Source organism: Limnohabitans rimovensis (SeqCode) (assembly GCF_965234775.1).
GTDB classification, from domain to species: Bacteria; Pseudomonadota; Gammaproteobacteria; order Burkholderiales; family Burkholderiaceae_C; genus Limnohabitans; species Limnohabitans rimovensis.
This window is the reverse complement of record NZ_OZ248566.1, coordinates 249,103-274,800: the sequence shown is the minus strand read 5'-3', so window position 1 is coordinate 274,800 and position 25,698 is coordinate 249,103. Positions and strand designations below refer to the sequence as shown.

General features: G+C 60.6%; 26 protein-coding genes. 9 read left to right on the top strand and 17 right to left on the bottom strand.

Features of this window, described 5'->3' with window-relative positions:
* Positions 1 to 26: 26 nt before the first annotated feature.
* The 5 genes from glnA to AC8GFZ_RS10145 all read right to left on the bottom strand — a co-directional run bounded on the left by glnA (position 27) and on the right by AC8GFZ_RS10145 (position 5,493).
* Complete coding sequence (gene glnA, locus AC8GFZ_RS10165; RefSeq protein ID WP_506644765.1) at positions 27 to 1,442, bottom strand: type I glutamate--ammonia ligase; 1,416 nt, start codon at positions 1,440 to 1,442, stop codon at positions 27 to 29.
* A 219-nt stretch (positions 1,443 to 1,661) separates the two neighbouring features.
* Positions 1,662 to 2,516, bottom strand: a complete 855-nt coding sequence (locus tag AC8GFZ_RS10160) for a competence/damage-inducible protein A (protein ID WP_506644764.1) — start codon at positions 2,514 to 2,516, stop codon at positions 1,662 to 1,664.
* 48 nt (positions 2,517 to 2,564) lie between these two features.
* Positions 2,565 to 3,557, bottom strand: coding sequence for a sterol desaturase family protein (locus AC8GFZ_RS10155; protein ID WP_506644763.1), 993 nt, complete (start codon positions 3,555 to 3,557; stop codon positions 2,565 to 2,567).
* A 9-nt stretch (positions 3,558 to 3,566) separates the two neighbouring features.
* Entirely contained in the window at positions 3,567 to 4,283 is a 717-nt protein-coding gene (locus AC8GFZ_RS10150) for a polysaccharide deacetylase family protein (RefSeq protein WP_506645110.1), read from the bottom strand.
* Positions 4,284 to 4,515: 232 nt separating this feature from the next.
* The gene (locus AC8GFZ_RS10145; protein WP_506644762.1) at positions 4,516 to 5,493 is read right to left on the bottom strand and encodes a YncE family protein; all 978 of its coding nucleotides are present in this window, start codon (positions 5,491 to 5,493) and stop codon (positions 4,516 to 4,518) included.
* 98 nt (positions 5,494 to 5,591) lie between these two features.
* Between AC8GFZ_RS10145 and AC8GFZ_RS10140 the strand changes: the two genes are divergently transcribed.
* On the top strand, positions 5,592 to 6,401 hold the full coding sequence (locus AC8GFZ_RS10140; RefSeq protein WP_506644761.1) for an alpha/beta fold hydrolase: 810 nt from the start codon (positions 5,592 to 5,594) through the stop codon (positions 6,399 to 6,401).
* Here the strand turns inward: AC8GFZ_RS10140 and AC8GFZ_RS10135 are convergent.
* The 4 genes from AC8GFZ_RS10135 to AC8GFZ_RS10120 form a co-directional block, all read right to left on the bottom strand.
* Positions 6,389 to 7,132 (bottom strand): 16S rRNA pseudouridine(516) synthase, encoded by a 744-nt coding sequence (locus AC8GFZ_RS10135; protein WP_506644760.1) that lies wholly within the window; start codon positions 7,130 to 7,132, stop codon positions 6,389 to 6,391. The genes AC8GFZ_RS10140 and AC8GFZ_RS10135 overlap by 13 nt on opposite strands.
* Positions 7,132 to 8,364, bottom strand: coding sequence for a CaiB/BaiF CoA transferase family protein (locus AC8GFZ_RS10130; protein WP_506644759.1), 1,233 nt, complete (start codon positions 8,362 to 8,364; stop codon positions 7,132 to 7,134). Before AC8GFZ_RS10130 ends, AC8GFZ_RS10135 begins: the two co-directional genes overlap by 1 nt.
* Before the next feature lie 102 nt (positions 8,365 to 8,466).
* Entirely contained in the window at positions 8,467 to 9,408 is a 942-nt protein-coding gene (locus AC8GFZ_RS10125) for a helix-turn-helix domain-containing protein (protein ID WP_506644758.1), read from the bottom strand.
* Between the two features lie 83 nt (positions 9,409 to 9,491).
* On the bottom strand, positions 9,492 to 10,835 hold the full coding sequence (locus AC8GFZ_RS10120; protein ID WP_506644757.1) for a hemolysin family protein: 1,344 nt from the start codon (positions 10,833 to 10,835) through the stop codon (positions 9,492 to 9,494).
* A 51-nt stretch (positions 10,836 to 10,886) separates the two neighbouring features.
* Between AC8GFZ_RS10120 and AC8GFZ_RS10115 the strand changes: the two genes are divergently transcribed.
* Positions 10,887 to 11,720, top strand: coding sequence for a symmetrical bis(5'-nucleosyl)-tetraphosphatase (locus AC8GFZ_RS10115; RefSeq protein WP_506644756.1), 834 nt, complete (start codon positions 10,887 to 10,889; stop codon positions 11,718 to 11,720).
* 73 nt (positions 11,721 to 11,793) lie between these two features.
* Here the strand turns inward: AC8GFZ_RS10115 and AC8GFZ_RS10110 are convergent, their stop codons facing one another.
* Together AC8GFZ_RS10110 and dcd are read right to left on the bottom strand one after the other, a co-directional pair.
* Positions 11,794 to 13,212 carry a DEAD/DEAH box helicase gene (locus AC8GFZ_RS10110; protein WP_506644755.1) on the bottom strand — a complete coding sequence of 473 codons (1,419 nt, stop codon included), beginning with the start codon at positions 13,210 to 13,212 and terminating at the stop codon, positions 11,794 to 11,796.
* A gap of 52 nt (positions 13,213 to 13,264) precedes the next feature.
* The gene (dcd, locus tag AC8GFZ_RS10105) at positions 13,265 to 13,831 is read right to left on the bottom strand and encodes a dCTP deaminase (RefSeq protein ID WP_506644754.1); all 567 of its coding nucleotides are present in this window, start codon (positions 13,829 to 13,831) and stop codon (positions 13,265 to 13,267) included.
* 102 nt (positions 13,832 to 13,933) lie between these two features.
* Here dcd and tcuA point away from each other — a divergent pair, with 102 nt between their 5' ends.
* The 5 genes from tcuA (at position 13,934) to AC8GFZ_RS10080 (ending at position 18,920) form a co-directional block, all read left to right on the top strand.
* Positions 13,934 to 15,340 carry an FAD-dependent tricarballylate dehydrogenase TcuA gene (gene tcuA / locus AC8GFZ_RS10100; protein ID WP_506645109.1) on the top strand — a complete coding sequence of 469 codons (1,407 nt, stop codon included), beginning with the start codon at positions 13,934 to 13,936 and terminating at the stop codon, positions 15,338 to 15,340.
* Positions 15,327 to 16,514, top strand: a complete 1,188-nt coding sequence (gene tcuB, locus AC8GFZ_RS10095; RefSeq protein ID WP_506644753.1) for a tricarballylate utilization 4Fe-4S protein TcuB — start codon at positions 15,327 to 15,329, stop codon at positions 16,512 to 16,514. The genes tcuA and tcuB overlap by 14 nt, the downstream gene beginning before the upstream one ends.
* A gap of 65 nt (positions 16,515 to 16,579) precedes the next feature.
* Positions 16,580 to 17,335: an SDR family oxidoreductase gene (locus AC8GFZ_RS10090; RefSeq protein ID WP_506644752.1), complete on the top strand. Its 756-nt coding sequence runs from the start codon at positions 16,580 to 16,582 to the stop codon at positions 17,333 to 17,335.
* Positions 17,336 to 17,388: 53 nt separating this feature from the next.
* Entirely contained in the window at positions 17,389 to 18,393 is a 1,005-nt protein-coding gene (locus AC8GFZ_RS10085) for a Bug family tripartite tricarboxylate transporter substrate binding protein (RefSeq protein WP_506644751.1), read from the top strand.
* Positions 18,394 to 18,437: 44 nt separating this feature from the next.
* Positions 18,438 to 18,920: a cupin domain-containing protein gene (locus AC8GFZ_RS10080; protein ID WP_506644750.1), complete on the top strand. Its 483-nt coding sequence runs from the start codon at positions 18,438 to 18,440 to the stop codon at positions 18,918 to 18,920.
* Positions 18,921 to 18,974: 54 nt separating this feature from the next.
* Here the strand turns inward: AC8GFZ_RS10080 and AC8GFZ_RS10075 are convergent, their stop codons facing one another.
* Genes AC8GFZ_RS10075 through AC8GFZ_RS10060 form a run of 4 tightly spaced genes read right to left on the bottom strand, consistent with a single transcriptional unit; the run spans position 18,975 to position 21,829 of the window.
* The gene (locus AC8GFZ_RS10075; protein WP_506644749.1) at positions 18,975 to 19,778 is read right to left on the bottom strand and encodes an HpcH/HpaI aldolase family protein; all 804 of its coding nucleotides are present in this window, start codon (positions 19,776 to 19,778) and stop codon (positions 18,975 to 18,977) included.
* Positions 19,778 to 20,575, bottom strand: a complete 798-nt coding sequence (locus tag AC8GFZ_RS10070; protein ID WP_506644748.1) for a short-chain dehydrogenase/reductase — start codon at positions 20,573 to 20,575, stop codon at positions 19,778 to 19,780. The genes AC8GFZ_RS10075 and AC8GFZ_RS10070 overlap by 1 nt, the downstream gene beginning before the upstream one ends.
* Positions 20,576 to 20,583: 8 nt before the next feature.
* On the bottom strand, positions 20,584 to 21,318 hold the full coding sequence (locus AC8GFZ_RS10065) for an SDR family oxidoreductase (protein ID WP_506644747.1): 735 nt from the start codon (positions 21,316 to 21,318) through the stop codon (positions 20,584 to 20,586).
* Positions 21,308 to 21,829 (bottom strand): cupin domain-containing protein, encoded by a 522-nt coding sequence (locus AC8GFZ_RS10060; protein ID WP_506644746.1) that lies wholly within the window; start codon positions 21,827 to 21,829, stop codon positions 21,308 to 21,310. The genes AC8GFZ_RS10065 and AC8GFZ_RS10060 overlap by 11 nt, the downstream gene beginning before the upstream one ends.
* Before the next feature lie 73 nt (positions 21,830 to 21,902).
* On the opposite strand from AC8GFZ_RS10060, the gene AC8GFZ_RS10055 reads away from it, so the two are divergent.
* Complete coding sequence (locus AC8GFZ_RS10055) at positions 21,903 to 22,643, top strand: SDR family NAD(P)-dependent oxidoreductase (RefSeq protein ID WP_506644745.1); 741 nt, start codon at positions 21,903 to 21,905, stop codon at positions 22,641 to 22,643.
* 29 nt (positions 22,644 to 22,672) lie between these two features.
* Positions 22,673 to 23,455, top strand: coding sequence for a 3-hydroxybutyrate dehydrogenase (locus AC8GFZ_RS10050; RefSeq protein WP_506644744.1), 783 nt, complete (start codon positions 22,673 to 22,675; stop codon positions 23,453 to 23,455).
* Between the two features lie 27 nt (positions 23,456 to 23,482).
* Here AC8GFZ_RS10050 and AC8GFZ_RS10045 read toward each other — a convergent pair whose 3' ends face one another.
* Positions 23,483 to 24,457 (bottom strand): Bug family tripartite tricarboxylate transporter substrate binding protein, encoded by a 975-nt coding sequence (locus tag AC8GFZ_RS10045; RefSeq protein ID WP_506644743.1) that lies wholly within the window; start codon positions 24,455 to 24,457, stop codon positions 23,483 to 23,485.
* A gap of 113 nt (positions 24,458 to 24,570) precedes the next feature.
* Positions 24,571 to 25,611: an adenosine deaminase gene (locus AC8GFZ_RS10040; RefSeq protein WP_506644742.1), complete on the bottom strand. Its 1,041-nt coding sequence runs from the start codon at positions 25,609 to 25,611 to the stop codon at positions 24,571 to 24,573.
* Positions 25,612 to 25,698: the final 87 nt, after the last annotated feature.

Sequence of the window (25,698 nt, the reverse complement as noted above, 5' to 3'; positions counted from 1 at the left end):
TCCCTTGTGCGTGAGCGCTGCCCAGATCAGAGAGAGTAATACATATCGAACTCGATCGGGTGCGTGGTCATGCGGAAACGCGTGACTTCTTGCATCTTGAGTTCAATGTAGGCATCCAACATGCTGTCGGTGAACACGCCACCTTTGGTCAGGAAAGCACGGTCTTTGTCCAAGTATTCCAAGGCCTGATCCAGGCTGTGGCACACGGTGGGGACCAAAGCGTCCTCCTCGGGGGGCAGGTGGTACAGGTCCTTGGTGGCAGCCTCGCCGGGGTGGATTTTGTTTTCCACACCGTCCAAACCGGCCATCAGCAAAGCGCTGAAGCACAGGTAGGGGTTGGCCATGGGATCGGGGAAACGCGCCTCAATGCGACGGCCCTTGTCGGAAGCCACGTGGGGAATGCGGATCGAAGCAGAACGGTTGCGGCTGGAATAGGCCAACTTCACCGGGGCTTCAAAGCCGGGCACCAAACGCTTGTAGCTGTTGGTGGTGGGGTTGGTGATGGCGTTCAAGGCACGGGCGTGCTTGATGATGCCGCCGATGTAGTACAGCGCAAAGTCAGACAGGCCCGCGTAGCCCTTGCCAGCGAACAGGTTTTTGCCGTCTTTCCACACCGACTGGTGCACGTGCATGCCCGAGCCGTTGTCGCCCACCAGGGGCTTGGGCATGAAGGTGGCGGTTTTGCCGTAGGAATTGGCCACGTTCCACACCACGTATTTCAGGGTTTGGGTCCAGTCAGCGCGCTCAACCAAAGTGCTGAACTTGGTGCCGATTTCGTTTTGACCGGCGCCAGCGACTTCGTGGTGGAACACCTCAACGGGGATGCCCAAGGACTCGAGCACCAAGGAAATTTCAGCGCGCAGGTCTTGCGTGCTGTCCACGGGCGGCACGGGAAAGTAGCCACCTTTGACGGTGGGGCGGTGGCCGCGGTTGCCGCCGTCCATTTTTTTACCGGTGTTCCAAGGGGCTTCGTACTCGTCAACGTGAACGAAAGAGCCCGACATATCGGCACCCCAGCGCACATCGTCAAAGATGAAGAATTCGGGTTCTGGTCCGAAGTAGGCGGTGTCGCCCAAACCAGAGGCCTTCAAGTAGGCTTCGGCGCGCTTGGCGATCGAGCGGGGGTCGCGGTCATAGGCCTTGCCGTCACCGGGCTCGAGCACGTCGCAGGACAAAATCAGGGTGGTCTCTTCAAAGAACGGGTCGATGTTGGCGGTGTTGGGATCGGGCATGAGCAACATGTCCGATGCCTCGATGCCTTTCCAACCGGCGATGGAGGAACCGTCAAATGCATGTCCGTCGGTGAACTTGCCTTCGTCAAAGTGGGAAATGGGCACGCTCACATGCTGCTCTTTCCCACGGGTATCGGTAAAGCGAAAATCCACGAACTTGATATCGTGTTCTTTCACCATTTTGAGTACGTCAGCGACGGTCTTGGCCATCAATTTCTCCAGTAGGTTGGTGGTTGAAAAATAGTTACAAAGCCTTATGCAGAATCTGTGCCATCACGACGCAGTCAGGCTTCAAGCAGAAATGCGAATTTTGCCTTGAGTTTATGAACTTAAAGACACGCTTGCGGGGATTGGGCAAAGATCAACTTCAAAAAGGCCAATAACGCACTTTAATGGTGCAATTGTATTTGATCCAAATTGGTGCGTTTTTTATTTTCGCACCATTTCGGGGCCCGTCTGGAAGTCGAAGGCTTTCAAGCCTTCCAACATGGCTGGATAGGCCAACTCAACCACATCGACCAAGCCCTTGACGCCCAGCTCCACATGGCGCCCATGCACCGGGTGATCGACGCTGGGCAAGCTGAACACCTTGGCGCCGTCAAACCGCGCCTCGATGGATTGCATGAGGGGCGTGAGGGTGGCCTCCATGCCGCCATAGATGACGATGGATTTTTCGATTTTTTCGGCCACATGGAACCAGGGCGCATAGTGGGTGTCCAACACCCATTCCATCATTGGCCAGGCCATCACCGGAAAACCGGGCACAAAGTGCACCGGGCTGCGCGGGCCGTGGCAAGTGAAACCAGCGATCTTGTTATAGGGGTTGGGGATGACCTCTGCGCCTTGGGGAAACATGGCCATGTTCAATCGATGCAGGTGCTCCGGGCGCTCGGGCTCGTAAGGAACACCTTGCTCAGCCGCTTGGTCACGGATGCGCTCCAAGATGAATCCCTTGGCTTGGGGCTGCAAGGCCAAGGGCAGGCCCAAGGCTTGGCCGGCGCACTGGCGGGTGTGGTCGTCTGGGGTGGCGCCAATGCCGCCGCAAGAGAACACCACCATGCCGCTGTGGAAGGCGCGGCGCAGGCTGTCGGTGATGCGCTGCGGGTCGTCGCCCACATACTCGGCCATTTCCAGGCCCAAGCCTCGGGCTGAGAGCAGTTCAATCACTTTGCTCAGGTGTTTGTCGGCGCGCTTGCCCGACAAAATTTCGTCGCCCACGATGATCAGGCCAAAACCTTTCAAGGCGTCCAGGGGGTGGGGGGATGGGGGGGTGGCAGCAGTCATGGCGCGCATCCTACGCCATCTGAGAGTCTTGACTTAGGTGGGAATGGCTCAATGGTGCTGGCGCAAGGCTTGCCACAACCTTTGCAGGCCCAACACCTGTTGCGCCCAAATCCCTTGGCCGTAATCGCGACCGCTTTCAACTTGATCGCGGATGCCCGTGACCGGGTCTTGGTTACGGCGCAAAGCAGTGCCCAGCAGGTCGTCCCACCAGGGGAACAACACACCAAAGTTGTGCCCGCCCAAAGGCATGGGGCGGCCCACGGGGTCGTCTTTTGCGCGCGAGCCTTCATGGCCCCAACCCACGCTGTGGTGCCAGCGGTGAAAACGCGGACTGATCAACATTCGCTCTCCCCACGCACCAAAGGACAAGCGCAAGTTGGCATGCTGAAAGTTTTCCAACAACTGGGTCAGCGCCACCACCGCGACAAATTGCCCAGGGGGCATGCCCACCACCTGGGCCACCACCACCCAGACCACCGCCACCAGCACATCGTCCAAAAAGTGGTTGCGCTGATCGGTCCACTGGGTCATTTGGCGCTGGGAATGGTGCACGGCGTGCAAAGCCCACCACCAGCCCCACTGGTGTTGGGCGCGGTGAATCGCGTAATTGAGGGCATCAAACAACACCAGGTACATGACAAACGCGATCGCCGCCACATCGGTGACGCCCGGCCACAGGTCATCCAAGTGGATGCCGCTCCAACCCGCGGCGCGCAGCTCGCCCAACCAGCCATCGGCCAGCGGGTCGAGGGTGAAAAACAATACCAAGCGAAACAGCCCCAGGCGATGGATCAAGGTGTAGAGGACATCGCTGCGCACGGCCCAGCGGTCAGTCACGGGCTCCACCGGACGCCACCACTCCAGGGGTTGGATGACCAGCAGCATCACCACCAGTTGCAACAAACCCACCAGCAGCCAACCCGTACCCTCAAAGGCCACCTCCATCCACTGACCCAGGCCCAGCGCAAAAACCAAGGGTTGAACCAGCGTTTCAAACAGCAGCGATTGGGCCGCAGCAAACAGGTCGATCAAGGCGTCCATGGTTGGGCCTCAAGGCGCACCGCTGGCGCGGGCCAGTGCGGTGGATGCGCGGCCGTCCAAGGCTTGGCGCACATGGGATGCAAATTGCGGGTGCTCGCGCAAGGTGGCAAAGCAAAAACCTTTTTGCTTCAGTCCCACAATCAACGGCTCCAAAACGGCGGGTGCCCATGGATCTTGGCGTGACCAAATACCCAGGTGGGCCATCAAGATATCGCCAGAGCGAATGTTCGCCAAAGCGGTTTGCAACAGTTGGGCATTGGGGTGGGTCTGGCTGGACAATTCGTCGCCCAAAAAACCCGCTGGTGCCCAACCCACGTGGGCAAAGCCACAGGCGCGGGCGGCGCTCAACAGGGCCGGGGAAGTCTTGCCCCCCGGCGCGCGAAACAAAGGCAAAGGGGTTCTCCCCGTGACGGTCTGCAAGCGGTCGCGGGCACGGGTGATTTCTTGGCAGTACTGAGCGCCATCCCAATATTGGGTTTTGTTTTTGTCCGGCCCCGCGCTGGCGCGCATGCGAAAGCGCCCGGCTGGCAGATCAGACTTCCAGTACACGTGGTCATGCGTGTGAGAGGCAAACGCATGGCCCTCGGCAGCGCGCTCGCGCCACCACGGTGCCCAGTGCTCGCCCAAGCTGCCATCGCCCACTTGGGTGGGTTCATGGGCGGCAAAAAAAGTCACCTTCACCTGCTGGCGGCGCAACACATCGGCGATCAGGTCGGCCACACCCATGTGGCCGGTGTCAAAGGTCAGGTAGAGCGGGCGCGCACAAGAAGCTGTGCCCGCGGGCAGAGGCTCGCTGACGCTGGTGGGTTTAGCAGGGGTTTGCGCGGCCTGGCCTGCTTGCACCACCACCAGCGCTGCATGGCTGATGGCTGGTCCGGATTGGGACAGCGCGTGGCCCATGCACAGTGACAAGCCCAGTGCCAGCCACAGCCGGTTCAGCCCCTGGCGCATGAAAGGCTCACAGGCGCGGCGCGTGATCCAAGGTCCAAATGCCATGCGGAGATTTGCCCACTTTGATTTGGCGCACCAAGGCGCCGTTTTGGGTGTCGATGACGCTCACTTTTTTGATCCAGCGGGACGACACCATCAGCCAACGCCCATCGGCGCTGAGTTCCATGCAATCGGGTCCACCCGGGGCCTTGAGCTGTGACACCACCGCGAAGGTTTGCAAATCGATTTTGCTGATGGTGTTGGCCACCCGGTTGCTGACAAACACATGGCGGCCATCTCCGGCAGAACGAAAGGCGTGTGCCCCCTCGCCCGTGGTAATGGTGCGAACCAATTTGGCCGGGTTGGCACGCAAGTCAAACACCTGAACCTCTTTGCCGCCGGTCAAGGCCACCAACAAGGTGCTGTCGTCGCGGGTGCCAAACACATCGGCTGGCAGAGAGCCGGTTTTGATACGCCATTTGATACTTTGCGTGGCCAAGTCCACCGCCACCAACTCATCGCTGTCTTGCATGCTGGCGTAAGCGGTGGTGCTTTGGCTATCGATCCACAGGTGGCTGGGCGTTTTGCCCGAAGGAATGCGTTTGACCAGTTGCGGGTTTTGGCCATCCCAGCGGTAAATGTCGATGTGGTCGAGCCGGTTGGCCACGGTGATGAACCACTTCATGTCGGGCGAAAACCGCAGGTGATAGGGGTCAATGGTGCCGCGCACGACCCGCTGCACCTGAGCGGTTTTGGGATCGATAAAGCTGAGCGAATCGCCACCCGCATTGGCCACAATCACCGACTTTTCATCTGGGGTGAGGTAGAGGTGGTGGGGTTGCTTGCCGGTGGGGATTTGGCGTGTGACTTTCCACGTCTTGGGGTCAATGACGCTGACGCTGGCGTCCAAGGAGTTGAGCACAAAAATTGGGTGGGTTTGCGCGCCCACCGAAACCGCCCAAAACCAACATAAACATGCCAAGCCTGGGCGAATAAACGCGTGCATATTGACAACCCAAGGCCCAAGGAGCCACCTGTTTGATTCCATGTGACAAGTGTAACGATGGCACGGGGTTGAATGGCCCGCGCGGCTAATATATCCACATGCAACACATCATTTGCCATGGCGTCGCCTTAGAGGTCAGGCACATTGCCCTGCCCGACACCAACCCCGCGTTGGCACCACTGGTCTTTTTGCACGAAGGTCTGGGCTCAGTGGCGATGTGGACACAGCGTGGCGTGGACTGGCCGCTGGCCGTTTGCCAAGCCACGGGCCGCTCGGGCTGGGTGTATTCACGCCGAGGGTATGGCCAATCCGACAGCGTGCCCGATGTGCGCGGCAGCAACGCGCTCAGGCCCGATTATTTGCAGCATGAAGCCTGGCAGGTATTGCCCGAACTTTTGGCCCAAGCCGGCATTCAAAAACCGGTGTTGCTGGGGCATTCCGATGGCGGCAGCATTGCCCTGCTGTATGCCAGTCGATATCCGGTGCAGGCTTGCATCGCCATGGCTCCTCACGTCATCGTGGAGGACCTGTCCATCGCCGCCATCCAATTGGCCAAAACCGCTTACGTGGAAAGCAATTTGCGCCAGCGCTTGGCGCCTTTCCATGCCGATGTGGACACCGCCTTTTGGCAATGGAACGACATCTGGTTGTCGCCTGCTTTTCGCCCCTTTGACATCCGCGCCACCTGCCACAGCATCGCGGACCCGGTGTTGGCCCTGCAAGGCCGCCACGACGCCTATGGAAGCTTGCAACAAATCAACGACATCCAACCCCAAGGCCGCATTCAGCGTGTGGTGCTGGAGGACTGCGGCCACACGCCGCACCGCGATCAGCCCGCCCAGGCGCTGGATGCGGTGGTGGATTTTTTGGCGTCCTGCGCACCCACAGTACCGAATCAGGGCGTGTAGCCCAGCGCACGCAAATCGCTGAGGGTGAGCCAGCGCCACTGACCGGGCAACAAATCTGCGGGCAAATGCAACTCACCCATGGACGAACGGTGCAAGGCCTGCACGCGGTTGCCCACCGCCGCCAACATGCGCTTGACCTGGTGGTACTTGCCCTCTGTCAGGGTCAAGGCCAGGTGGTGGCTGCCCAGGGCTTCACAAGCCGCTGCGCGCACGGCTTGGGGGTCGTCGTCGAGCACCACCCCAGCCAAGAGTTTGTCGATTTGTGGCGCGGTGATGGCGTCCACCGTGTGCACTTGATAGACCTTGGGCACGTGGTGACGCGGCGAGGCCATGCGGTGGATGAATTGGCCGTCATCGCTGAGCAACAACAGGCCGGTGGTGTCTTGGTCCAAGCGCCCCACCGCTTGCACCCCATCCACCGCACCCTTTTGCGGCCGCTGGCGCAAGGGTGCGGGCAACAATGTGTAAATGCTGGGCCAGGCCGAGGGCTTGCGCGAGCATTCGGTGCCCGCTGGCTTGTGCAGCATGAGGTGGGCGCGCTCACGGTAGCGCCAGGCCTGGCCTTGCACTTCAAACGGCCAATCTGGCTGGGCATCGACCTCCAACCACGGGTCTTCGCAGGTTTGCCACAGGCCAGCGCTTTGCAGCCGCACACAGCCTTTTTGCACCAAACCGACACACACCCGGCGGGTGCCAAAACCTTGGCTGTACAACAGGTCTTGCAACTCCATCAAGCCACCACGCCGCGCTCGCGCAGGGTTTGAATTTGGGCCGGGGTCAAGCCCATTTCGGTGAGCACCGCATCGGTGTCTTGGCCCAATGTGGGCGCCAAATGGCGCAAGCCCCCCGGGGTGCGCGAGAGCTTGGGCACCACACCCGGCACACTCAGGCTGCTGCCATCGGCCAAGGTGATGTTTTGAATCATGCCGCGCGCCTGGTAATGGGCATCGTTGGCAATGTCTGCAATGGTGTAAATGCGCCCGCCCGGGACTTCGGCCTGCTCGAGCATCTTCAGCACCTCGTCGACCGAGTGCTGCAAGGTATAGGCTTCGATGGCGGCATCAATGTCGGCCACCCGCTGGACGCGCCCGGCGTTATCGCCCAAGGCCGGGTCCTGACCCAAATCGTCGCGCCCAATGGCGTGCATGAGGCGTTTGAAAATGCTGTCGCCATTGCCCGCCACCAGGGCGTAGCCGCCGTCCTTGCAGCGGTAGGCATTGGTCGGCGCAATCCCGGGCAAGGCGCTGCCGCCAGGCTCGCGCACCGCACCAAAGGCGCTGTGCTCGGGCAACAGGCTTTCCATGCAATTGAACACCGCTTCGTACAAAGCCATGTCAATCACCTGGCCCTGGCCACTGCGGTGGCGCTCGTGCAAGGCCATCAAAATGCCAATCACGCCGTGCAAGGACGCCAGGGTGTCGCCAATGCTGACCCCCACACGCACTGGTACGTGGCCAGGCTCGGCGGTGAGGTGGCGCAAGCCCCCCATGGCTTCGGCCACCACACCAAAGCCGGGCTTGTCACGCCATGGCCCGGTCTGCCCATAACCACTGATGCGCAACACAATCAGCCGTGGGTTGAGTTGTTGCAGCACGTCGGGGCCCAAGCCCCAGCCCTCCATGGCCCCGGGGCGAAAGTTTTCGATCAACACATCGGCATCCGTGGCGAGTTGGCGCACGATGTCCTGAGCCTGGGGATCACGCAAATTCAAAGCCAAGGAGCGCTTGTTGCGCGACTGCACCTGCCACCACACCGAGGTGCCGTCTTTGAGCAAGCGCCATTTGCGCAAGGGGTCACCTACTCCGGGGGGTTCGATCTTGATGACGTTGGCACCAAAGTCGGCCAAGGTTTTGGCCGCAAAAGGCCCGGCAATCAGTTGACCGAGTTCCACGACCTTGATGCCTGCCAAGGGACCAGAGGCAGAAGGGGGCGAATCGATGGGAGGTTGTGACGGGTTTGACATGCTTGAATTGTCTCCCAGCCCAGTACACGCCACACCCCGCAGGCCAGATGCGTGTTCAATCCATTGTCTGGCAAACCGCGCACGGGTCAGCCAGATGGCGGCTCAGCGCTGCAATTCGACGATCTGAACACTCTTGGTGGTGTCGGTGGGCAAGCGCAGCTTCCAGCCCTGGAAAAACACATTGAACTGGGCCAGGCTGGGCGACTGCACCGTCCACGGCGGCGCCCCCTGAAAGCTGCGCTCTTGTCCAGCCTTGAAGTTCACCGACCACACCTGGCCGCTGTGGTCCCGCAAGCACAAATGCGCATCCCCCACGGCTTGCACAAAAACCATTTGTCCGGCCTTGAAGGCTTTGAGCGGTTGCACCACTGGGCTGTCAGCGCTGGGCTGTGGACAGGCCAAGCCCGGGTCGTTGACCGGCGTGTTGGCCAATGACAAGGCTTGGTGCGGCGGCTCTGGGCTGCCCTGGGGCTCGGGCGGCAACACGGCTGTTGGCGCTGCTGGCGGCTGACTTTGTGCCTGGGGGGCGGGTGCGGTAGCGCTGATCAGGCCCCAAGCCCTTTGTTGCCAGCCTTCCCATCCCGCGCGCCACTGGTTCCATGGGGGTGCTGCACCATCGCCCCAACGGCCCAGGGTGACACCCAAGACCATCACGGTCAGCGCCAAGCCAGCACACACCCACATGGCGGTCAGAGGCCCGTTCAAGCGATCGGGGCGCATGCCTTCAAACTCAGGGGTTTGCCAATTCGACACGCCCTCTGCGGCGGGCATGGTGGGGGGCAATGGGAGGTCGGTCGCCAAGGTTGTGATCACGCTGTGCGGGTCGGCCCCCAGGGCCACGGCCAACTTGCGGGCACAGGCGCGTTTGATGGACACGTTGTAGAACAAACCGTTGCCACCATTTTCGATTTGCTCGACCTGTTCCTTGGACAAACTGACCCGGATAGCCAGCACTTTGGCGTCCCAACCGGCCGCCTCGCGCAGTTGCTTCAGGCGTGCACCATCCACCCCATCCATGGGTGCTTTTTCAGTGTCGTGGGGCACGGGCATATGGGCTGGTCGCAAAGCTCGGTAAAACTTAAATAACCCTGCATTGTCAAATTTATCAAGCCAGCCAGAACCAGTGCTTACCCTGTGTTGTCTGGGTCGGGCAAGGGTTTGGCCAGCACCTTGTCAATGCGCCGCCCGTCCATGTCAACCACCTCAAAGGACCACTGCACCCCTTCGAACCGTTCACCCGTGCGGGGCAAACGGCCAGCCAGCACCAACACCAAGCCGGCCACGGTGTTGTAGCGCCCCTTGTCTGCGTGGGGCAAATCGGTGAGATCCAAGCGCGCCTTGAGCTCGCTGATGGGCATCAGGCCATCCAGCAACCAGCTGCCGTCACCCCGCGGGGTAGCCCAGGTCTCTTCTGGGGAAGAAGTTTGCAACAACTCACCGGTGATGGCTTCGAGCACATCGCGCGGGGTCATCATGCCCTGCACCACGCCATATTCGTCCACCACCAAGGTGAGTCGGCCCCGGCTGTGGTCGCGCCAAAGGGGGCTTGCGGAGTCACCCACCGCAGGGCGGCGAAACTGGGACAGCAGGTCCAGTCCGCTGAGGGTTTCGGGCACAAAGGGCACTGGCTGGGCCAGGGTTTCCATCGGGGTTTGGCGGTCCAAGGTCGGGGCGAGCAGCTGGCCCACGCTGACCGCACCCAGCACATGGTCCAAGCCGTCGCGGCACACCGGGTACCAAGAATGGGCCCCTCCTTGGCCCACTTGGGCCAATGCCTCCTCGACAGTGGTGCGCGCATCCAACCACTCGATATCGGCGCGCGGCACCATCATCGAGGTCAAGCTGCGCTCGTCCAAGTGAAACACGTTTTTCACCATTTGGTGCTCGTGCAACTCGATCAGCCCGGCGTCCACCCCTTGGTCCAAGCTGGCGGTGATTTCTTCCTCGGTCACACTGGGGCCACCACGGGTGTCGATGCGCAACAAGGTGAGCACGCCGGCGGTGGCAGCCGACAATAAAAACACCATGGGCCGGGCCACACGCGCCAAGGCCAACATCACCGGGGCGCACCAGCGTGCCACGGTCTCGGGGTGCAGCTGGGCAATGCGCTTGGGCACCAACTCGCCAAAGATGATGGTGGTGATGGTGATCACCGTGACCACCACCGCTGTGGCCACCCAAGCAGCGGCCCACGGGCTCCAGCCCCAAGCGATCAGCGATTGCCCCAAACCTTGGCTGAAAGCGGCTTCACCCACGATGCCGTTGAGCACCCCGATGGAGGTGATGCCAATTTGAACAGTGGATAAAAACTGCGTGGGTTGCTCCATCAAATCCAAAGCAGCCCGAGCCCCTGCGGCACCCGCCTCCTCCAAGGCCAACAAGCGCGCTTTGCGGCTGGAAGACAAGGCCATTTCGGCCATGGCAAAGCCCCCGTTGAGGAGGGTCAAGCCAATGATCAGCAACAGTTCCATTTGGACCCGCGGTTCAATGGCATGGGTGGCTAAGGGTAGACAATGGCATGCATGGCACTTTACCTGATCGGCGATGTTCAAGGCTGCGACGCAGCCTTGTCCCAATTGCTGGAACGCATTGGTTTTTCACCCAGCCGCGACCAGTTGGTGCTGCTCGGGGATTTGGTCAACCGCGGGCCTTCCTCGGCGGCGGTGCTGCGCCGCATGATGGCCCTGCAAGGTTCGGCGCAATGTGTGCTGGGCAACCACGACTTGCACGCCCTGGCCGTGGCCCACGGCGTGCGCCCGCCCCACCGCAGCGACACCTTGACCGATTTGTTACAAGCCCCTGACAGCGCTGCGCTGTTGGACTGGTTGCGCCAGCAACCCCTGGCCTTGCGCCAACACGGCTGCCTGATGGTGCATGCGGGCGTGCTACCGGCTTGGGACGCCGAGAAAACCTTGGCGCTGGCCGGAGAGGTGCAAGCGGTGTTGCAGTCAACTCAATTGGCGGAGTTTTTACCCCAGCTTTATGGCAACACGCCCGCTGCATGGCAGGACTCTTTGCATGGGGTAGCGCGTTGGCGTTGCATTGTCAATGTGCTCACCCGCTTGCGCTTTTGCACACCCGATGGGCTGATGGAATTCAACACCAAAGAGGGGGCAGGACACGCCCCCGCGGGCTACTTGCCTTGGTTTGACGTGCCTGAGCGCCACAGCGCCGATCACCGCATCGCGTTTGGCCACTGGTCCACCCTGGGCTGGTTGGACCGCAGCGACGTGGCGTGCTTGGACACGGGCTGCGTGTGGGGCGGTGTATTGACCGCCTTGGAGCTGTGCCCCGATGGACGCTGGGGTGAGCGGGTGCAAGTCGCCAACCCAGAGGCAGTGGCACCCTTGACTTGAGCCCCACGGGCTGGACAGGCCCTGGGTGGGCCGTCAGATCAACCCTGCCGTCTAGGCGCAGGGCTGGGGGCATTCACGATTCGGTTTTGAACAGCGCTGCCACTTTGCGCTTGGGCTTGATGTTGGCCGAGATGCGGCCAGAGGGTCGCTCGCCGGGCTCCCAGGCGGGAGGAGGCGCTTCGGTCGGGGCCTCATAGGGTTTGTCAAAAAACGGGTCGCGGGGGGCAGACCGTGGCGCACGCGCTGGGGGTGCAGAGCGAAGGCTGGGGGCGCGAGGGGCGTCCAGCACATCGCGCGGATCGTCTTCGCCCCAAGCGCGGCGGCCGGTGTTGATGCGCTCGCGCGGGCGGTCTTCGTCAAATTCAATGGCTTCGAGCTCGATCTTTTTCTTGATCAGCTTTTCGATGTCCACCACCAAGCGGTTGTCATTGCCCGACACAAAGCTCAAGGCCAGACCAGAAGCCCCGGCGCGACCGGTGCGGCCAATGCGGTGCACATAGTCTTCGGCGTTGTAGGGGATGTCAAAGTTGAACACCGCGGGCACGTCTTTGATGTCCAGGCCCCTGGCGGCCACGTCGGTGCAAATCAGCAAGTCCACGTCGCCGCGTTTGAACGCATCCAGCGCTTTGAGCCGCTCGTCTTGGCTTTTATCGCCGTGCAAAGCCGTGGTGTTGAGGCCATCGCGCTCCAGCGTGCGGGCCAGCCGGGCACAGCCCAGCTTGCTGTTGACAAACACAAAGGCCTGGGTGATGGCGTGTTGCTTGATCAACTGGCGCAGGGCGCGGCGCTTGTCGTCGTCGCTCACGCTGTAGAAATGCTGGCTGACAGTGGAAGCGGTTTCATTCGGTCGCGCCACCTCAATGGTGATCGGGTTTTGCAAGTAGCTGGACGCCAAGCGCTTGATCTCGGGCGAAAAAGTGGCCGAAAACAACAAGGTGATGCGCTGCTTGGGCAAATAGCTCAATATGCGCTGCAAATCGGGCAAAAAGCCGATGTCGAGCATGCGGTCGGCCTCGTCGAGCACCACGTACTCCACCTGGTTGAGCACCACATTTTTGGCCTCGATGTGGTCGAGCAGCCGCCCAGGGGTGGCGACCAACACCTCAACGCCTTTTTTCAATTCCAGCGTTTGGGGCTTCATGTCCATGCCGCCAAACACCACGGTGCTGCGCAAGTTGGTGTGCTTGGCGTAAGCCGCCACCTGCTGGGCCACTTGGTCGGCCAGCTCACGGGTGGGCAACAAAACCAAGGCACGCACGGGGTGGCGGGCTGGGGAGGTGGAGGCGTTTTCGTGCTTCATCATGCGCTGCAACAGGGGCAGCGAGAAAGCGGCGGTTTTGCCGGTGCCCGTTTGGGCGGCCCCCATCACATCGCGACCCGACAAGACCACCGGGATGGCCTGCTCTTGGATCGGGGTCATGGATTCGTAGCCCATTTCGGCCACGGCGCGGGCCAGCTCGGGGGCCAGCTGAAGGTTTGAAAAAGAACTCATGGATGTCGCCATTGTCTCACCCCGGCGTGGGGGCCCCGAATCAGCGGGCAAATCAGGCCTTGGGCAGGGTCACGCCGACTTGGCCTTGGTATTTACCGCCCCGGTCTTTGTAGCTGGTCTCGCAGACCTCGTCGCTCTCGAAAAACAACACCTGGGCACAGCCTTCACCCGCATAAATTTTGGCCGGCAACGGGGTGGTGTTGGAAAACTCCAAGGTGACATAGCCTTCCCACTCGGGCTCAAAAGGCGTCACATTGACAATGATTCCACAGCGCGCATAGGTGCTTTTGCCCAGGCAAATGGTCAGCACATTGCGTGGAATGCGAAAGTACTCCATGGTGCGCGCCAAGGCAAAGCTGTTGGGCGGGATGATGCACACATCGGCGGTGATGTCGACAAAGCTCTTTTCGTCAAAGTTCTTCGGGTCCACCACGGTGCTGTAAATGTTGGTGAACACCTTGAACTCGGGCGCGCAGCGGATGTCGTAACCATAGCTGCTGGTGCCATAGCTGACAATTTTTTGCCCATTGACCTCGCGCACCTGGCCGGGCTCGAAGGGCTCGATCATGCCGTGCTGCTGCGCCATGCGGCGAATCCATTTGTCTGATTTGATGCTCATGGGCGCATTTTAGGTGCCGCGCAGCGGACTCGCTGATGGGGGCTTGGACCGCCAAAACCGCTACAGTCTGGCCCCATGAATGACACTGCAATGACCGAAACCGTGTGGGACGTGATCGTGGTGGGGGGCGGCAATGCCGCCTTGTGCGCCGCCTTGACCGCCTGCGAAGCTGGCGCCAAAGTGCTGTTGCTCGAAGCCGCTCCCAAAGCGTGGCGCGGCGGCAACTCGGTGCACACCCGCAACCTGCGCTGCATGCACGATGCGCCCGAAGACGTGCTCACCGAGGCCTACCCAGAAGAAGAGTTCTGGCAAGACATGTTCAAGGTCACGGCGGGCAAGACCACCGAGCACCTGACCCGCATGGTGATCCGCGAGTCCTCACGCTGCCGCGATTGGATGCGCAGCCACGGCGTTCACTTTCAGCCATCGCTGTCGGGCACCTTGCACCTGTCGCGCACCAATGCTTTTTTCATGGGCGGGGGCAAAGCACTGATCAATGCCTATTTCCGCAGCGCCGAAAAGCTGGGCGTGGACATCCTTTACGAGACCGAGGTGGATCGCCTGGAATGGGACGGCCCGCGCTTTGTCGCCGCTTGGGCGGGCGAGCGGCGGTTTGCCGCCCGTGCCTGCGTGGTCGCGTGTGGGGGCTACGAGTCCAACATCCCTTGGCAGCGCGAAGCCTGGGGCCAAAACCAATGGGGCGAGTGGACCGCAGACAACTTTTTGATCCGCGGCACCCGCTACAACATGGGCGTGTTGCTCAAGCACATGCTCGAAAGCGGCGCCGACGCCATTGGCGACCCCACCCAAGCGCATTGCGTGGCCATTGACGCGCGCGCACCTTTGTTTGATGGCGGCATCACCACCCGCTTGGATTGCGTGTCGCTGGGCATCATGGTCAACCAGCATGGCCAGCGTTTTTATGACGAGGGCGAAGACTTTTGGCCCAAGCGCTACGCCATTTGGGGCCGCCTGATCGCTGGCCAACAAGGCCAAATTGGTTACGCCATCATTGACGCCAAAGCGGTCGGTCGGTTCATGCCCTCGGTGTTTCCGCCCATCACCGCCAACAGCCTGCCCGAGTTGGCCGAAAAACTCGGCTTGAACCCCGACAGCTTGGTCAATACGGTGGCGCAATTCAACGCAGCTTGCGTTGAAGGCGAGTTCGACCATGCCGTGCTCGACAACTGCCACACCGAAGGCATCACCCCCGCCAAAACCCATTGGGCGCGGCGCATCGACACGCCGCCCTACCATGGTTACGCGCTGCGACCGGGCATCACCTTCACTTACCTCAGCGTCAAAGTCAATGACCAAGCGGCGGTGTTTGTGCGCGGTGAACCCAGCCCCAACTTGTTTGCGGCGGGCGAGGTGATGTCGGGCAATGTGCTGGGCCAGGGCTATACCGCCGGGGTGGGCATGACCATCGGCACCATTTTTGGCCGGGTGGCCGGGCAACACGCGGCGCAAGCTGCTTTGCATCAGGGGGTAGACCATGTCGCAGCTTGAATCTTTGCAAAGCCTCACCGACCAGGCAAGGGCCTTGGCGCAAGGCGGTCTGCACATGGGGCCGGCCGAAGCCGAGGTGGCGCGCATCATGCAAATTTGCAACGCCTGCCGCTATTGCGAAGGCTTTTGCGCGGTGTTCCCCGCCATGACGCGGCGCCTGGAATTCACCGCCGCCGACACCCATTACCTGGCCAATTTGTGCCACAACTGCGGCGCATGCTTGCACGCCTGCCAATACGCACCGCCCAACCCGTTTGGCGTGAACGTGCCGCAATCGCTGGCGCAAGTGCGCATCACCACTTACGAACGCTTTGCCTGGCCGCGCGCTTTGGGCACTCTGTACCAACGCAATGGCCTGACCGTGGCCTGGGCCTTGAGCCTGTCCTTGGCCTTGTTCTTGATTGCCACCATGGTGGTGCAAGGCACGTGGTGGCAACGCATTGAAGGTGGAAATTTTTACGCCATCTTCCCGCATGGCTTGCTGGTGTGGATGTTTGCGCCGGTGTTTGCTTGGAGCGTGTTCGCCTTGGGCGTGGGTGTGCGCGATTTTTGGCGCGCCGTCTTGCCCATGGACGGCTCTGCGCCCGCACCCATCCACAGCGCGGCCAGCGCCGAAGCCGCCCATGATGCGCTGCGCCTCAAATACCTGGACGGCGGACATGGCCTGGGTTGCAACGAGTCCGATGACAGCACCACCCTGTGGCGCAAGCGTTTTCACCACGCCACTTTTTACGGCTTCATGCTGTGCTTTGCCGCCACCAGTGTGGCCACGCTCTACCACTATGCCTTTGGCTGGGTGGCACCCTACCCGTTGACCAGCCTGCCGGTGGTCTTGGGCACGGTGGGTGGCATTGGCTTGGTGATCGGCCCTGTGGGTTTGTTGTGGCTCAATCTGCACCGCCACCCCGAGCATGGCGACGCCGCCCAAAAGCCCATGGACCGCGCCTTCATTGCCCTGCTGTTCTTGTGCGGTGCCAGTGGCCTGGTTCTGCTGGCCCTGCGCGAAACCGCCGCCCTGCCGCTGAGCTTGGCCATCCATTTGGCCACTGTGATGGCGTTTTTCCTCACCATGCCATACGGCAAATTTGCCCACGGCATTTACCGCGTGGCGGCCTTGCTCAAATTTGCGATTGAAAAACGCTTGCCCAACCGCTTGCGTCTGGGCTCAGAGTGAGCTTGCCTGAACGCCAGCGACCCCACATCCATTAGAACAACAACCCCAGCGAAAGGACTCCCCCCATGGACATGCAACTCAACGACAAAACCGCCTTGGTGACCGGTGCCTCTGTGGGCATTGGCGAAGGCATTGCTCTGGCCCTGGCTGCTGAAGGGGTGCAACTGGCATTGACCGCGCGCCGCATGGACAAGCTGCAAGCGGTGGCGGCCGCCATCGTGGCCGCTGGTGGCAAAGCGCCCATCCTGATCGCCCAAGACATGTATGCCGAAGATGCCGCTCAACAACTGAGCCAAGCGGCCCTGAAAGGCCTGGGTCGGGTGGACATCTTGATCAACAACGCCGGTGGCTCGCGCAGCTTCAAAGACCTGCATGTGAGCGAAGCCCAGTGGCAAGAGGCGATGACGCTGAACTTTCACCGCCCGCGCCAACTCGCCGACGCCTTGATCGACCAAATGATTGCCAACCGCTGGGGGCGCATCATCAACATCACGGGCAAAAGCGAGCCCGACCATGTGAACGGCGCTTTTTGCGCCAAAGCCGGCATGCATTCCTGGGCCAAAGGCTTGTCGCGCATGGTGGGGCCGCACGGCATCACCGTCAATTGCGTGCCGCCTGGGCGCATCCACTCGGAGCAAATTTTTCGCAACTACACCCCCGAATATCGCCAGTGGCAATGCGAGAACGAAATTCCCATGGCGCGCTATGGCGAGCCCGAGGACATGGCCAATTTGGTCACCTTTTTGGCGTCTCCCCGGGCCAGTTACATCACCGGTGCGGTCATTCCCGTCGATGGTGGTTTGCGCCGCTATCAGTTTTGAGTGCCCAGTCTGGCATGCCCATTTCGCCAACCCCTTGAACGATTGCACCCCCCATGTCCAAGACTGCCTCACCCTTTGATGCGCTGACCCGCCGTGCCTGGCTGCAAAGTGCTGGGGCATTGGCCATGGGCGCAACTTGGGCCACAGCACAAGCCAGCAACTGGCCGACCAAACCTGTGCGGTTTTTGGTGCCCTTTGCCCCCGGTGGCACCAGCGAAATCGTGGCCCGCTCGGTGGCCGCAGAGTTGACCAAAGGCCTGGGGCAGTCGGTGTTTGTGGAAAACAAACCGGGAGGTGCCGGCACCGTGGCCATGGTCGAAGCCGCCAAGTCGGTGCCCGATGGCCACACCCTCATCTTGGGCCATGTGGGCACCTTGGCGGTCAACCCCTACATGCTGAGCAACCAGCCTTACGACGTCAACAAAGACTTCATGCCCGTGACCTTGTTGGCCAAAGTGCCCAATGTGTTTGTCATTCACCCCGATGTGCCGGCCAAAACCTTTCAAGAGTTCATCGCCTACGCCAAGAAAAACCCTGGCAAGCTCGACTACGGTTCGGCCGGAAACGCCAGCGCCGGGCACTTGGCGATGGAGTACTTGAAGCTGGTCACCGGCATCTCCCTCACCCACATCCCCTACCGCGGCACGGGGCCGCAGTTGGCCGACTTATTGGCCGGCCGCACCCATGCATCTTCGGCGGGCCTGCCCGCCTTGGGGGCCCACATCCGGGCCGGCAAATTGCGCGCGATTGCAGTGGGTACCCAGCAGCGCATTTCTGGTTTGCCCGACATCCCCACCGTGGCGGAAATGGGCTTCAAAGATTTTGAAACCGCCCAGTGGTATGGCATCTTGGTGCCCGCTGGCACGCCTGCCGATGTGGTGAAGAAGATCCAAGAAGAAAGCCTCAAAGCGCTCAAATCCAATGCCGTCACAGAACGCTTTGCCACCGACAACGCCGTCGGCGGCGGCGGTCCACCCAGCGAATTTGCGGCGTACATCGCCAAAGAGCAAAAAACCTGGAGCCGCATCGTCAAAGATGCCCACATCCGCGCCGACTGAGGCTGCACCAACTGCAGAGCCGTCCCACCACTCCGGAGAACCCCATGACACCCAAACCCAAAACCTACGATCCCCCCTTGCACCCAGTGAAGGCCGAAACCGCCATGCGCGACTTGGGCCAATGGCCCATCCAAAAATTCCATGTCAGCCACCTGGCCACGTCGGAGTTCAAAGGCGAAGGCCTGCGCCCTTATGTGGTGTATCGCGATTTGGGCGCCAAAGAGGCCACCGGTGGCTTGGTCGATGCCCATGTGAACGGACGCGGTCGCCCGTTTGATGAGAACGCGGTGAGCAAGCGCCATTTTCATGACGTCAAATTCCAAATGGTCTATGTCCTGAAAGGCTGGAACCGGGTGGAGTTTGAAGGCCAAGGCGAACACATGATGGTCGCGGGCAGTTGTTGGATCCAACCAGCGGGCATCAAACACACGGTGCTGGAATATTCAGACGACCTGGAGGTGCTGGAGATCATCATCCCCGGCACCTTTGACACCGTCAACGTCGACGAGCCACCCGGCTTCGATTGACCCAACACCGATCAAGCCAACCTGCCCCCATGGCCTGGGGCAGGCGTCAGGCGCTCAAGAACCACTGACCTGCGCCTCGCGGTCCAAAGTTTGGGCCGCTTGCGTCAGGGCTTGCAGCAGGTAATTGGCGTCATTGCTGCCGAGCAAAATGCGCGCCCCCTGGGCCACCAGTTGCGCCACAGGCGGGCCACCCGCATCGCCACACACGAAGTGCTTGCCAGCGGCCACCGCTGCCTTCAAGCTGGCGGCGTAAGCGGCCAAGATGCGTGGGTGGCGCAACTCGCCAGGGATGCCCAACTCCAAACTCAAGTCCATCGGCCCCATCATCAAAGCATCCACACCCGGCACAGCGGCAATGGCGTGCGCTTGGTCCAAGCCCGATTGGGTTTCGATCATGGCCACCACCATCACCGCTGCATTGCGCTGCACCAGCGAATCTTTGGCCGGCACCCGCTGATAAGCGGAGGCGGGCCCCAAAGCCGCCATGGACCGATGGCCTTGGGGCGGGTAGCGACACAGGTCCACAGCCAGCGCGGCCTCTGCGGCGCTGTTGACATGCGGCAAGATGATGCCCTGGGCGCCTGCGTCAAGCACCGGACCGATCGCACCCACGGTCGCGCTGTGCACCCTCACCCAAGGCGTGAGGCCACAGGCTTGGGCCATTTGGCACAGATCGGAAATATCACGCAGGCTGTACATGCCGTGTTCGGCATCGATGTAAAAACCATCGAAGCCAGCGGCCTTGAGCATGTGCACCACATCGATGTGGTGGCTCAAACGCAGGGACACCAACTTGACCGCTTCACCCGCGGCGAGTTTTTGTTGCAAGGTGTTGGGCATGGGACTTTCGGTGCGCATCACAGCTTGATCACGGGCGGCGCATAGCCACGCGCGGCAAAGCCCGCGTCCACCGTGATCACATGGCCTGATATGGCGCTGGCTTTGGGCGAACACGCAAAGGCCACCACATCGGCGATTTCATCGGGCTGGATCAAATGCCCGCGCGGGAAATGTGCGGTCAATTCGCGCCAGCGGTTTTCGTCACCCAACTCTTGGGTGGCGCGGCGCTTGAGGGTGCGTTTGGCTTTTTCGGTTTCGACCCAACCGGGGCTCACCCCCAAAATGCGCACGCCGTGGTCCAAGCTCACGCTGCCCAGGGTTTTGGTCAGGGCCACCAAGGCGGCATTGCCCATCGAACCCGCGGCGTAAGCGTATTCCAATTTTTCAGCACCAATGCCAATCACATTCACGATCACGCCACGCTGGCGCTTGAACATCTCGCGGTAAACGGCGCGGGTCAGGTTGATGTAGCCAAAAATTTTCAGCTCCCACCCCTGTCGCCAAGTGGCCTCGTCGACTTCAAACAACGTGCCACGTGGGGTATTGCCCGCGTTATTGACCAATATGTCGATGGGCCCGCAATCGGCGGCCAATTGATCGGCCACACCCGGCTGGCTCAAGTCCAGCGCATGGGTGTGCACGGTCACACCGTGGGCTTGTGTCAACTCTTGGGCCAAGGCGGCCAAGACCTCGGGGTTGCGCGCCGCCAAATGCAGGTGACAACCCTCACGGGCCAGTGCGATGGCGATCGCACGGCCAATGCCTTGCGATGCGCCGGTGACCAGCGCGGTTTGTTGTTTCAGTCCCAAATCCATGGTCTGCCTCAGGCGCGGGGTGGGCGCAGTTCGATCAAATCCGGGCTGTTGGTCGCTTGGCATGACACCGCATAGACCACGCCATCGGCCACGTCTTGCGCCGAAATGGGTTGGTAGGGCCGCGCCGCCAAAGCCTTGAGCACATCGGGGTGGGTGATGCCCTTGCGCATGTCGGTATCGACCATGCCCGGGGCCAACTCGGTGACCCGCACATTGGCGCTTTTGAGCTCCAAGCGAAAGCCTTTGGCAAATGCAGACACCGCGTGCTTGGTGGCGGCATACACCACCGCATGCATGCCCACGCTGCGCGCCGAACCCGAGGTGATGAAGATCATGTGGCCACCACCGCGCGCCACCATGTGCTGGGCCACTTCGCGCGAAATGTCATAACAAGCGATCACGTTGGTGGCGAACATCTGTTCGCATTCTTCAACCGGCATGTCCAAAATGGGCGCGTAGTTCAAGATGCCTGCGTTGTTCACAAACACATCGGCGTCATGCGCGGTTTGCGCCAACTGACGCACAAAGGGTTTGTCATTCAAGTCACCGGACAGGGCCACCACTTGAACACCTTTGGCGCGGCATTCTTGGGCCACGGCTTCGAGCTCGGCCAGCTTGCGACCGGTCAGGACCAAATGCACACCGCATTCAGCCAAAGAAATGGCACTGGCGCGGCCAATGCCGGCACTGGCCCCAGTGATCAAAGCGCGTTTGCCGCGCATGGCATCGAGCTTATCGCGCATGGGGGGCTCCTCCTGCTGGATCGGGTGTTCCCTTGGGCGGCTCGTTAAGGTTAATCGTGTCGTAATTGGCGGGGATGATGACTTCCAAAATTTCCAGGTCATCGGAAAAGCCCAGTACCGTGTGCTTGATGCGCGGCGGCTGCAACCAGCAGCTGCCCTCTTTCATCAGGTGCTCGCCATGGCCTTCAAACTCACTGCGCACCCAACCCTTGAGCACATAAACCATTTGGTAGTGGACATTGTGAAAGTGGCGGTGCGCAATTTCTGCGGGGTCGTAGGGTTTGGCGCGGCGGTTGACATGCACGTCCACCATGCCGCCCGTGGCTTCGATCATGCCCATGTCACGGGACAAAGCCCAGGGCCGGAATCCATCGGTTTTGAAAGAGCCTTCACCGAGGTGGCTGACGTGAAAAGCTTGGGGTGGCCAATCGGGATAAGGGCTTGCTTTTTTGTCTTGCGGATAGTCCGCTTCTTTGTAAACCTTGAAGTCCCTGGGGGCTGTTTTTTGCATTTTGATTATCTCGCATCGTGGGATTTTTTCATCTTATGTTAATCTCATTTGGGTGTCAATCTGGAGAACAAGCATGACCATCCGCAACAAGTCCATCCTCATCACCGGCGCTGCATCAGGCATCGGCAAAGCCTGCGCCGAATTGTTTGCCCGTGAGGGTGCGCGCTTGGTGTTGGCCGATCGAAACGACGCCGCATTGCAAACGCTCAGCGCATCGTTGCGCAGCCAAGCGCCATCGGTGCACAGCATGGCATTTGATGTGGGCGACTCCAGCCAATGCAAAGCCTTGGTCGACCTCAGCGTGGCGCAACATGGCCGCATCGATGTGCTGATCCATGCGGCGGGCATTTGCCAGGCTTGTCCGTTGCTGGAGATGAGCGACGACCAATGGCGCGAGACCTTGCGCATCAATTTGGATGGCAGTTTTTTCATCACCCGCGAAGTGGCCAAGGCCATGGTGCAACAAAAAAGCGGCACCATGGTGCTGCTCACCTCTGACCGCGGTTTGTATGGCAGCCAAACCTATGCGCACTACGCGGCTTCCAAAGGCGGCATGATTGCCCTGACCAAAAGCCTGGCGCTGAGCCTGGGGATATACGGCGTCACCGTCAATGGCTTGAACCCCGGCATGACCGACACCCCTTTGGCGCGCGACGCCAACCCCCACCTGTGGGACGAAAAAATTGCCCTTGATGTGCTGGGCACGGCCAACCTGCCCGAGCAAGCGGCACAAACCTTGTTGTTTTTGGCGGGCGTGGGTGGCAGCTTCACCACCGGACAAATTTTGGGCACCCGTTTGCGCCACGGCCAATGAACCATTGAACTGCTCACACAAGGACAACCATGCTCCAAGGAAAATCTGCCCTGATCACTGGCTCGTTGGGGGGCATTGGTTTTGAAATCGCTGCGGCCCTGGCACGCAAAGGTTGCAACGTGTTGATCAATGGCTTTGGTGACGATGCTTTGATCCAAAACCAATTGCAGGTGTTGCGCGACACCGGTGCCCAAGCCCACTACCACGGTGCAGACATCTCCAAACCCGAAGACATCGACGCCATGGTCATCGAGGCCGAGCGGCTGTACGGCCACATCGACATCTTGGTCAACAACGCAGTGACGCGCCACGATGCGACGATTGAAAACCTCTCACCCGACAAATGGGCGTATGCGCTGGCGGTGAATTTGACAGCGCCCTACCACTTCATGCACCGCTTGGTGCCTGGCATGAAAGCGCGCAATTGGGGCCGCATCATCAACCTCGCATCCATTTATGGTGTGGAAGGCACGGCTAACCGAAGCGACTATGTGGCGACCAAGCATGGCTTGGTCGGGCTGACCAAGGTGGTGGCCTTGGAATGCGCCGAGTACCACATCACCTGCAATGCGCTGTGCCCGGCTGCCGTGCACACGCCACACTTGAAACAACTCATCACCCAAAGGGCGCAAGACGCCGGTGTGTCCGAAGAGGCATTGACGGCGGATTTTTTGAAAGCCCGCCAACCCTCCAAACGCTTTGTTCAGCCAAGCAAAGTTGGGGCCTTGGCGGCTTTTTTGTGCAGCGATGATGCGGGTGACATCACCGGCACACCCATTCCCATTGATGGGGGCTGGCAAGCACGGGCTTGAGCACCGGCCAGCCGACCCCAAGCCCGATCACTCGGGTTTGATCTTGGCGTAACGGACCACTTCGCTCCACACCGCCAAGTCGTCACGGATCATGCTGGTGAATCGTGCCGGGCTGCTGCTGGTGTCGATCTCATTGGCGGTGGGCATGAGCTTTTCCTGGATGTCGGGGCGGGCCATCACTTTATTGAAGGCATTGGCCAAGCGCTCCGCGATCGGTGCCGGCAGACCTTTGGGGCCAAACACCCCATTCCAGTAACTGGCATTGAAGTTTTTAAAGCCCAACTCTTCCATGGTGGGAATGTCTGGGGCGACAGACAAGCGCGACTTGCTGGTCACCGCCACCGCCTTGACCTTGCCGTCTTTGGCCGGGGCCAAGGCGGTAGAAGCCACGGCAAAGTGGAATGCCACCCGACCTGAAATTTGCTCCAGCATGGCCTGGGGCGAGCCCTTCATGGGCACAGCGGTGGCCTCGATGCCGGTGCGGGCACGGAACAACTCGGCCACAAAATGCGAAGGTGCACCGTGGCCTGAAGTGGCATAAAACAAATCGCCTTTTTTGGCCTTGGCCAGGGCCACCAGGTCTTGGGGTGACTTGATGTCCAGCGACGGATGTGCCACCAACACCATGGGCGAAGAAAACACGTTCACCACCGGGGTGAATGAGTCGGGCATGCTGTACTGCGTGGGCGTGCCCATGGCGGCCAGCATGTTCATGGCCGCCGAGTTGAACAACAAGGTATAGCCATCGGGCGCGGCATTGGCCACTGCCACCGAGCCCAAAGCACCCGCAGCACCAGCGCGGTTTTCAATGATGACCGGCTGTCCCAACTCGACGCGCAAAGCCTCAGAGATGTGGCGCATCACGATGTCAATGCCACTGGCAGGTGGCCAAGCCACCACCATGCGAATGGGTTTATTCGGGTAATCGCTTTGGGCCATCACGCCCACACAGGCCAAAGACAAAACCAAAGCCAGGCTGCGGCGGGTCAAACGTTTCAACATCAAAGGTCTCCAAAAACATGCCGCAAATGTGCATTCAGCCCATCGCCTTGTCAATGTGGAAAGCCAGTACACGCGGCACAGGGCGTGCACGCAGGCGACACCCATGCTGCGTTTTATGCACCGAACACCACAAAACAGGCATCCAACTGTGCCACCCAAGCTTGCTTTTGCGCCTCTGACACGAAACTGGCCTCAAAGCTGTTGCGTGCAAGTTGGTAGGCATGGGCTGCGGTCAAGGGCAATGCCGCAAAGGTTTGCAAAAAGTTCTCATTGATGTAACCGCCAAAGTAGGCCGGGTCATCGGAATGCAGCGATGCGCACAAACCCGCGTCCAGCAAGGCCGGTAAATTGTGCGCGGCCATATCGGGAAACACGCACAGCTTGATGTTGGACAGGGGGCACACCGTCAAGGGCATGCGCTCTTGGGCCAAGCGCTGCATCAGGGCAGCGTCCTGTGTGGCCTGCACCCCATGGTCAATGCGCTCGGCATGCAAGCCATCCAAGGCCGACCAGATGTATGCCGGTGGCCCCTCCTCGCCCGCATGGGCCACACAACGAAAACCCAGTTGCCGCGCGCGCGCAAAAACGCGCAAAAACTTTTCAGGTGGGTGGCCCACCTCGCTGGAATCCAATCCCACGCCCACGATTTGGTCGCGAAACGGCATGGCTTGCTCCAAGGTCTCGAAGGCCTCGTCCTCGCTCAGATGGCGCAAAAAGCACATGATCAATTGCGCATCCATGCCCCACTTTGTGCGCGCGTCTTCACAAGCGCGGTGCAAACCACTGACCACGGTGCGCATGGACACGCGGCGCTGGGTATGGGTTTGCGGATCAAAAAAGATCTCGGCATGCACCACATGATCGGCGGCTGCGCGCTCGAAGTAAGCCCACGCCAAGTCATAAAAATCTTGCGGTTGCTGCAGCACACTGGCGCCAGCGTAGTAAATATCCAAAAAGCTTTGCAAATTGGTGAAGGCATAGGCCGCGCGCACCGCCGCCACATCCGCATGGGGCAATCGCACCTGGTTGCGTCGGGCCAACTCAAACATCAACTCGGGCTCCAAGCTGCCTTCAATGTGCAAATGCAACTCGGCCTTGGGCATGGCGCACAACAGCTCTGGCAAGCGGGCTGGGTCGATGGCTGAAAAATTCATGGTTCGCGTCTCCAATGCACATGTTCATCGGTCAAAGTGTGGCGATGATTTTGCCCCAGGCTTTTTGACGCCCGAAAAAAAACCGCC

Bases quoted from the DNA above. Each gene is read 5' to 3' on its own strand.
- glnA (WP_506644765.1), bottom strand. From the start codon at position 1,442: ATGGCCAAGACCGTCGCTGACGTACTCAAAATGGTGAAAGAACACGAT.
- AC8GFZ_RS10160 (WP_506644764.1), bottom strand. From the start codon at position 2,516: ATGACTGCTGCCACCCCCCCATCCCCCCACCCCCTGGACGCCTTGAAA.
- AC8GFZ_RS10155 (WP_506644763.1), bottom strand. From the start codon at position 3,557: ATGGACGCCTTGATCGACCTGTTTGCTGCGGCCCAATCGCTGCTGTTT.
- AC8GFZ_RS10150 (WP_506645110.1), bottom strand. From the start codon at position 4,283: ATGGGTGTGGCCGACCTGATCGCCGATGTGTTGCGCCGCCAGCAGGTG.
- AC8GFZ_RS10145 (WP_506644762.1), bottom strand. From the start codon at position 5,493: ATGCACGCGTTTATTCGCCCAGGCTTGGCATGTTTATGTTGGTTTTGG.
- AC8GFZ_RS10140 (WP_506644761.1), top strand. From the start codon at position 5,592: ATGCAACACATCATTTGCCATGGCGTCGCCTTAGAGGTCAGGCACATT.
- AC8GFZ_RS10135 (WP_506644760.1), bottom strand. From the start codon at position 7,132: ATGGAGTTGCAAGACCTGTTGTACAGCCAAGGTTTTGGCACCCGCCGG.
- AC8GFZ_RS10130 (WP_506644759.1), bottom strand. From the start codon at position 8,364: ATGTCAAACCCGTCACAACCTCCCATCGATTCGCCCCCTTCTGCCTCT.
- AC8GFZ_RS10120 (WP_506644757.1), bottom strand. From the start codon at position 10,835: ATGGAACTGTTGCTGATCATTGGCTTGACCCTCCTCAACGGGGGCTTT.
- AC8GFZ_RS10115 (WP_506644756.1), top strand. From the start codon at position 10,887: ATGGCACTTTACCTGATCGGCGATGTTCAAGGCTGCGACGCAGCCTTG.
- AC8GFZ_RS10110 (WP_506644755.1), bottom strand. From the start codon at position 13,212: ATGAGTTCTTTTTCAAACCTTCAGCTGGCCCCCGAGCTGGCCCGCGCC.
- dcd (WP_506644754.1), bottom strand. From the start codon at position 13,831: ATGAGCATCAAATCAGACAAATGGATTCGCCGCATGGCGCAGCAGCAC.
- tcuB (WP_506644753.1), top strand. From the start codon at position 15,327: ATGTCGCAGCTTGAATCTTTGCAAAGCCTCACCGACCAGGCAAGGGCC.
- AC8GFZ_RS10090 (WP_506644752.1), top strand. From the start codon at position 16,580: ATGGACATGCAACTCAACGACAAAACCGCCTTGGTGACCGGTGCCTCT.
- AC8GFZ_RS10085 (WP_506644751.1), top strand. From the start codon at position 17,389: ATGTCCAAGACTGCCTCACCCTTTGATGCGCTGACCCGCCGTGCCTGG.
- AC8GFZ_RS10080 (WP_506644750.1), top strand. From the start codon at position 18,438: ATGACACCCAAACCCAAAACCTACGATCCCCCCTTGCACCCAGTGAAG.
- AC8GFZ_RS10075 (WP_506644749.1), bottom strand. From the start codon at position 19,778: ATGCGCACCGAAAGTCCCATGCCCAACACCTTGCAACAAAAACTCGCC.
- AC8GFZ_RS10070 (WP_506644748.1), bottom strand. From the start codon at position 20,575: ATGGATTTGGGACTGAAACAACAAACCGCGCTGGTCACCGGCGCATCG.
- AC8GFZ_RS10065 (WP_506644747.1), bottom strand. From the start codon at position 21,318: ATGCGCGATAAGCTCGATGCCATGCGCGGCAAACGCGCTTTGATCACT.
- AC8GFZ_RS10060 (WP_506644746.1), bottom strand. From the start codon at position 21,829: ATGCAAAAAACAGCCCCCAGGGACTTCAAGGTTTACAAAGAAGCGGAC.
- AC8GFZ_RS10055 (WP_506644745.1), top strand. From the start codon at position 21,903: ATGACCATCCGCAACAAGTCCATCCTCATCACCGGCGCTGCATCAGGC.
- AC8GFZ_RS10050 (WP_506644744.1), top strand. From the start codon at position 22,673: ATGCTCCAAGGAAAATCTGCCCTGATCACTGGCTCGTTGGGGGGCATT.
- AC8GFZ_RS10045 (WP_506644743.1), bottom strand. From the start codon at position 24,457: ATGTTGAAACGTTTGACCCGCCGCAGCCTGGCTTTGGTTTTGTCTTTG.
- AC8GFZ_RS10040 (WP_506644742.1), bottom strand. From the start codon at position 25,611: ATGAATTTTTCAGCCATCGACCCAGCCCGCTTGCCAGAGCTGTTGTGC.